Origin of the sequence: Marinobacter azerbaijanicus (assembly GCF_030250645.1) — a bacterium.
Taxonomy (GTDB): Bacteria; Pseudomonadota; Gammaproteobacteria; order Pseudomonadales; family Oleiphilaceae; genus Marinobacter; species Marinobacter azerbaijanicus.
This window is the reverse complement of record NZ_JASSVS010000074.1, coordinates 1-692: the sequence shown is the minus strand read 5'-3', so window position 1 is coordinate 692 and position 692 is coordinate 1. Positions and strand designations below refer to the sequence as shown.

General features: G+C 47.7%; 1 protein-coding gene. It reads right to left on the bottom strand.

Annotated features, from left to right (window positions below; translation table 11 throughout):
- Positions 1–329 precede the first annotated feature (329 nt).
- A partial coding sequence (locus QPM17_RS23685) for a pilin (protein WP_285394199.1) occupies positions 330–692 on the bottom strand: 363 nt, incomplete at its 5' end.

The window sequence follows — 692 nt, the reverse complement described above, 5'->3', positions numbered from 1 at the left end:
CCCGGCCAGCCTTTCGTTGACCAAGCTGCCGCTCATGCCGGAAAGGCCCAGCATCAGCGAGCCGCTAAGCAGTGCCAGTACCAAAACCAGTGCGGCACCCTGCTGTCGTTGCGACCTCACTCGCCACCTCCAGCATGCATCATAGCTTTGACTAAAAATTACACTCAGAGGCAGCCTTATCATTAAAATAATGATGACAATTGACTATAAACAAGCAATCTTAACACCAAGCCGAAATCAGCATAAACTTATGTCACTTAAGAACATAAATAGTCTTAATTTTATTTTATAAAAAATGCCCACCACTAGGCAGGCACTTTGTTCGTGAATCAATCAAAGAGATCGTCAGCGTCAACCATGGCTCCAAATTCGACTGTTGGCCTATCTGTTTCAGCTATACCCGCTCTATCCGGCGTGCCAGTCATTGTTGTATCACTCAAGCTTACAGAAGAACAGGCATTCCAGCCAGCATAACCACTAACTAGATCTGAAAGGCTGGTAGTTGACGTTTGTGCTTGCGCCAAAATTGGTGTCCTAGCAGCAGACATTTCCTGCGCACAAGCGCTTATAGCAGCACGATCTAAATAGTTCTGATACTGCGGAATCGCAATCGCCGCCAAAATCCCGATAATCGCTACCACGATCAGCAGTTCGATCAGGGTAAAACCGCCCTGGCCTCGCTTGGCTGCTGC